Annotated in this window: 5 protein-coding genes; all 5 read right to left on the bottom strand. The window is 33.2% G+C overall.

Translation table 11 applies throughout. The annotated features are described in order from the left end of the window. Nucleotides 1-338: 338 nt before the first annotated feature. The gene (locus tag C8P70_RS05465; RefSeq protein WP_133712328.1) at nucleotides 339-881 is read right to left on the bottom strand and encodes a hypothetical protein; all 543 of its coding nucleotides are present in this window, start codon (nucleotides 879-881) and stop codon (nucleotides 339-341) included. A 34-nt stretch (nucleotides 882-915) separates the two neighbouring features. Then, on the bottom strand, nucleotides 916-1,923 hold the full coding sequence (locus C8P70_RS05460) for an LLM class flavin-dependent oxidoreductase (protein WP_133712327.1): 1,008 nt from the start codon (nucleotides 1,921-1,923) through the stop codon (nucleotides 916-918). 33 nt (nucleotides 1,924-1,956) lie between these two features. Beyond that, nucleotides 1,957-2,616 carry a class I SAM-dependent methyltransferase gene (locus tag C8P70_RS05455; protein WP_133712326.1) on the bottom strand — a complete coding sequence of 220 codons (660 nt, stop codon included), beginning with the start codon at nucleotides 2,614-2,616 and terminating at the stop codon, nucleotides 1,957-1,959. Between the two features lie 224 nt (nucleotides 2,617-2,840). Beyond that, nucleotides 2,841-4,280 (bottom strand): HmuY family protein, encoded by a 1,440-nt coding sequence (locus C8P70_RS05450; protein WP_243832665.1) that lies wholly within the window; start codon nucleotides 4,278-4,280, stop codon nucleotides 2,841-2,843. Nucleotides 4,281-4,294: 14 nt separating this feature from the next. Beyond that, nucleotides 4,295-6,415: a TonB-dependent receptor plug domain-containing protein gene (locus C8P70_RS05445; protein ID WP_133712324.1), complete on the bottom strand. Its 2,121-nt coding sequence runs from the start codon at nucleotides 6,413-6,415 to the stop codon at nucleotides 4,295-4,297. Between the last annotated feature and the right edge of the window lie 79 nt (nucleotides 6,416-6,494).

Here is a 6,494-nt window from a genome sequence, read left to right as displayed (position 1 = left end):
TTCAAACTCTAAAACTCTGTCTTTAAAAACAGCATCTTTGTATCTGAAAGCGGATGCAAAAGTAGTATTCTTTTTTTAAATTGCAAATCTTTTTTTAAAAAAATATTTGCAGCCTTTTTTATCCTGAAACCATCCCGCCAAAACGGGAAGCCAAAGTTAATTCCTTTTTCATTCTTCAAACAAGCTTTTCGGATTGTTTTTTTAAAGAAAAATCTTACAAAGAACGTTTTCTCATTTGCGTGGGCAAAACTAATCCCTTTTTTGCCTTTGTGAAAGCTTTTGCAAACCTTTTTTTATTTTATTTCGCAAAATACTGTGATCCAAAACATTAATTCCTGCTAATATTCACAAAAGGTGGAAATTATATGACGAATAGACGAATGGTGGTCGCGTTTGTGACGCAATAAAGTCCAAATGAAAAGCTGGTAATAATAATCTGTGCCTTCTAAAATAACGTAATTATAATACATATTTACACCTGATATTTTTACAACAAATTCTGCATCTTTCGCATTTAATCCATTTATGACACTATTTTTGACATCAAAATCCTTTAATTCTTCCGTATGATTTTCTAACCTTTCATAACATAGAGAGGAATATTTCTCTAAACTCATGACGTTATTTTCTTTGCTTAAGGAATCCTTATTAAGAGAGTTAAGCAATTTATCTTTTTTTTCTTCAAGGACTACCACATATAATTCTTGAACCGCATTGCTATACTGGAGAATAGCATCTTCATTCAATCCTTTTGTCTTTTTTAGATGATAGGGAAGTTCTACTGAGAACCTATTTTCAACAGAAACTTTTTCTGTTTCATACTTGTTTTTACAGCTCATCATAATACAAAAAACGAGTAAAAGAAAAAAGCAAAATCGCATGTTCTTTATTTTTATCAATACCATACATAAAAGTTTAATTATTTACTTTTTGCATTAATCTTGCAAATTTAGCCATACTCTTAACTCTTTCTTCATAATCGTAAACGGGGGTAGTAATCATCAGTTCATCTACTTCCAAAATATCTGAAAAACGCTGCACTTCGTGCAATAGTTCTTCTTCTGTTCCGATAAAAGAACATGCTGTTTTTTGATAAACCATTGCTTCTTCCTGAACAGACCATAATCCGTTTATGGAATGAATTGGTTTTTGCATGGGTTTTCTATCATTTCGGATAATTCCTAAAAACATTCTGTAAAATGACGTCGCCAAATATTCGGCATCATATTGTGTATCTGCCATAATTACATTGATACACGGCATAAAATAGGATTTCTCAAGCTGAACTGAGGGTTTGAAATTATTTTTGTAAATCCGTCCTGCCATTTGAAGTTGCTCTGGAGCAAAGTGACTTGCAAATGCGTAGGGCAACCCTAATTCGGCGGCTAAATAGGCGCTATCTGTGCTGGAGCCTAAAATCCACATTGGCACGTTCTGTCCTTCTCCGGGAAAAGCACGTACTTTAGCATTTTTATTCTCTAAGCTAAAAAAAGCTTTTAGCTCTTCTATCTGCTGGGGAAAATAATTAGCAGTTGTCAAATCATTTCTTCTCAAAGCCATTGCTGTCAGCTGGTCTGTTCCGGGAGCTCTACCTAACCCTAAATCAATACGGTTCGGATACAGCGCTTCCAAGGTTCCGAATTGTTCTGCAATAACTAAAGGAGGATGATTGGGCAGCATGATTCCGCCCGAACCAACTTTTATTGTTTGTGTGCCTCCTGCTACATAGCCTATTAAAACGGATGTTGCCGAACTTGCTATATGGGGCATATTATGATGTTCTGCCATCCAATACCTCGTATACCCTTCTTTTTCTGCACATTGGGCTGTATAGAGAACATTTTTCAATGTTTCAGCAGTAGTTTTTTCTTCGCCTATTATAGCAAGATCAAGAAAGGAATAAGGTATATTTTGTTTTTTCATTTCTATTTTTTTACTGCATAAATGTAATCAAAACTATTTAAATCCTTTTAATACAATAAACGGGCGTACTACATTTTCTCCTAATTTATTGGGCGTATTTTCAATATACTGCCATTGTTCTACACTGCTGTATCCTATATTCTTCATAATGCGGATAAGCCAATCTGTACGATGAAAGTGAAATACTTCCGGTTTGGCAAAGGGCTGCTTTAAAACAAAATCTTCTTTGATATACGATAAAGCTAAACTTCCTCCTGTTTGAAGTATGCGGTAGATTTCTTGTAAATATTTATGCGGTTCTTCCCAAAAGTAAACGGTATTCACGGAAAAGCAATGCTTAAAACTATTGTTTTTTAACTGCAAGGAACTACTATTGTCCGATAGTTTTAAACTTATATTTTCACGCTGTATCAAATCTTGATTGAGTTTAGTCGCGAAATCAATCATTAAGGGCGAGATTTCTAACCCACAATAATGTATATTTTTTGCTTTTTGAAACAAATAAGGGAAGTGTTTTCCACTGCCAAATCCCAATTCCAATATATTGTCGCAATCTTCTATCTGCAAGCGATCAATAGTTTTGAAAATCATTTTGCAGTTGGATTCAAACATAATTTCTGCCACCTGCTCTCCCTTCTCACCTTCAGGACATCTCAACTGACAGGCTAATTCCTCGTAATCATTTTGTTCCATTTTACCTTTTTACCAAAGATACACTATTTAGAACAATTCTAAATATAATTTCATCTTAAAATGCTAAGGGTTATAAAACGAAAAACCCCAAACACAACAAATTTGGGGTTTTTCTAACAAAAATAAACTAACAACTCAATAAACAACAAATACAAAGTACTATTTGCAATTTGATTGAATTTTAATATAGAGCAACAACTTCTATATTTCTTTTAAATATCGTATTATCTCAACAAGCTATATTCAAATTTTGGATGGCCGCGTTCTCCGTTTTCACTCATAAGACTCAACATTCTCATTTTATAAAAGTTCCCTTTGGAATCCTGAATCACATAAAAGACATTGGAAAACAAAACCTTATCATTAGCCACATCTCTCCATGTTCCGCCGATAACGCGCAAATCATCTTCTAATAAATTCTGTTGAACATCTTGTTTATTAAATTCTTTATAAGCGCTCTTACTATCCTTATCTCCTACGGCTATGCGATAGGCTTTTACTCCTCCGTAACGATTTATTACTATAAAGTCGGAAAAACCATAAGACCCCATATCCTGACCATTTTGATCTACTGTATTGGTAAAAACCGTAAAATTTAAATCCCATTTTTTTTGAGAAGGTTCTACCTCTACAACTTTATCATTTAAGATACTAAAGAACGTAAAATTAAAACCAGTGCTTTTGGTAATCAAAACTTCTTTATGAGCTGTATCAGAAAGATTAGCATATTGCAGCAAATAATTTTCTCCTCTTTTTAAAATTCTTATTTTTTTCCAACCTCTACTTTGCCCTGTAATGTTTACAGTTCCGGCAGCTGCATTAGGGCTGCCTGGTTCAAAACCTAAATTTAATAAATACACTTTATTATCTGCATCATTCTCTCTAATAGTTCCAATAGCAGTTCTATCTAATTCTCCCGAAGGAAAATCGATATACTGTACGTTTGAGGCTTCAAAAGTCCCTATTTTTACTTTATTTTTTAATTCCTCCACATCACTTTCCTTTACTTTATCAATATCTGTAAAGTCCAGTTTTCCTGCTGCCATATAAACAGCTCCATTAATTTTAACTTTAAAATCGTTGCCCGAATAAAAAGCCAAATCCCATGAATCTCTTTTTACGGTATACGTTGCTTTTCCTCCTAAATCAACATATACTTGATTAGGCTGAGACGCTCCTCCTATTTCGGGTGTAATTACTCCTCCTAAGGAAGCGTCAAAACTAATCAACATAATGTTATATCCCTGAACATTAGTAGGTTTTGCTTTATAATTTACTTTATTGATAGTAAACTGAACTGTTTTATCTGTACGATCAAATGGAAAAATAAGGTTTTCAAAAGTGAAATTTATTCCTTTATCCCCTTTTTGAAAAGGCAAAGTCAATACTAAGTTTTCCGATGTCGGCAGTGTTTGATAATCTTCACCGTACTTAGCATTTTTTTCAAATAATTTAATTTCTACACTTCCTTCTTCTACAGCCATTTCTGAAAAAACAAGCTCTATTTTTTTATCATCGGTAATTTGCTCATAACTAACTGACTGTTCTTTAAAAGCTACAATAAAATTCATTTCATCATTATTCCCGTTTTTAGAATCTTTTTCACAGGCAGTAAAAGCGCCTAAAAAAACAAACAAAATCGTTAATTGTACAATCTTTTTCATCTCTATATTTTCTTCTAAAAATCTAATTTATATTGCAGTTTTAAAAATACGCTTCGTCCATAGGCTAATTCGGTTACTGCGCTTGCTCCGCTATGTGCACCTCCGGAATTAATACTGGATTTTATGTCCTTGACATCAAATAAGTTTCTAAATCCAAGAGTAGCCCACAATTTTTTATCTAAAAATGGTTGACGTACTGTTAGATCCATCCACGAATAACTATCTTGTTTTCCTTTGTAATAGTATTCTCCAAACATATCAGTAGCCACTACATATTTATATTCTTCTCCGTTATACTTATAAAATAACGATACGATTGTGTTCCAATTTGGAACTGTATAGCTCACATTGGCATTCACTTCCGGCGTGTACAAAAATTTATCTGTATCGGTTGGTGCACCAAACATTTGTTGCGCATATCCTGAGAAAGTAAAACCTATTCCCGCAGACAAATTTTTCCATGACACCTGATTAAGGAAAGTTACTCCCATATTTCTGTAGCGATCAACGTTTTCATATCTGAATTTAGTTCCGTTATCAATAAGCTGGATAACATCTATTTTGTCTTGTACATTTAAATACCGACCTGTTAAACTATGCGACAACTCCAAATCTTCATTTAGTTCATAACTCTTTTTCAAATTGACAAATATTGTATTTCCTTTTTCAGGACTCAGGTTTGGATTTCCCTGCAAGTCATGGTTAACATCTACAAAATAAGTATACAGCTCATCATAATTAGGTAATCTTGGCGCTGTTCCATAAGTAGCTCTCAATTCAATATTTTCGGGCAAAACATATTTTAGCGTAAGGCTATAGGCATGCTGGTTACTAAAAATATTAGAAGTCATTAATCTATACCCTGGGCGCAACATCATTTTAGGAAATACAGCAATTTCTGATGAAGCATAAAAATCATAACTGCTCAAGGTTTTTTTAATCGGATCTTCTCCAAAGGCTTCTTCCATCATTGAATATCCTTTGTTGGACGTTATTTCATAACCCAGCTGAAATTTTACTTTGTCGCTTTTAACAAAATCGCTGAAAGTACCTCTTGAATATAATATATCTCTACTTTCGTTTTTAAAATTCTCCTCATCAAACTTTTCATCATATTTTATCCTGTAGCGATAGGATTCTTGTTCTCTTTCTTGTTTTTGATAAGAAAAAGACAAATCAAAGCGAAACCAGTCTCTCCAATTTCCGGAGGTATTTAAAACATTTACATAACGTTTTGTGTTGATAATACGATCTTTAGCTGTTGGGTTTACAGTTTCGAAAACAGGATCTTCCAACATATCAAAAATGTGGTTATAATCCTTCATCCGTTCGTCAAAATATTCGAACTTATAATATACGCGATATGATCCTTTGTGAAAATTGAGCAACGCTTTAAAGTTATTTTGATTTTTAGGCATCCATTCATGCCCTCTCAAATCTTCGTCCCCGTAATAAGTAAAGCCCTTTCTTTCGTTATACCATCCTTTAAAATCATTATGCGTATAACTTACATTTGCATATATATTATCGTTTATATTATGTCCTAATGAAATTCCCTGAATGTGTTTTCCTTTATTTTTTAAATCATATTCTAATCCTGCTGACTCTTCCTGAACAAATACATTCATATTCCAATCATGCATATTGTTCTTCTTAGTAATGATATTTATAATTCCCGAAACTGCATTGGCACCATAATCTACTCCCATGGCTCCTTCTACAATCTCGATTTGAGCAATATCGTCTAAGTTAATTTGGGTTAAATCAGTATTATTTCCAAAGCCTTCATCACTAATCATCGGTACGTTATCTATTAAAATAGTAAAGTACTGCGCATCAAGTCCAAACATTTTCACTCCTGATTTACCGGTTTTTGTATTAGGCATAATAGTGATATTCAACACTTGATTGAGTGCATCAGCTAACGTAATTGCTCCCAGATTTTCAATCTTAGCCCGATTAATCACTGTTACATTATGAACAGCTTTATCTATAGCTTGCGGATTATATTGTCCTGAAATTACAATTTCTTCTAACTTTTGATTTGAAGATGCAATTGTATCTTGAACCTGAGCTTTGGCTGCGATTGATCCTAAAACACAAAGCCCAAGAGCAAATATTTTATTACGTTGCATGTATATTGTTTTTCTGTTTTTTTATTTAGACAAATTCTTAATTGCAAAGATATAAATATTTATTATTTAAAATCAATTT

The sequence above is a fragment of the Myroides indicus genome (assembly GCF_004364575.1).
Taxonomy (GTDB): Bacteria; Bacteroidota; Bacteroidia; order Flavobacteriales; family Flavobacteriaceae; genus Flavobacterium; species Flavobacterium indicum_A.
Note: the sequence above shows the minus strand (reverse complement) of the source record. Positions and strands in the feature narration are given on the sequence as shown.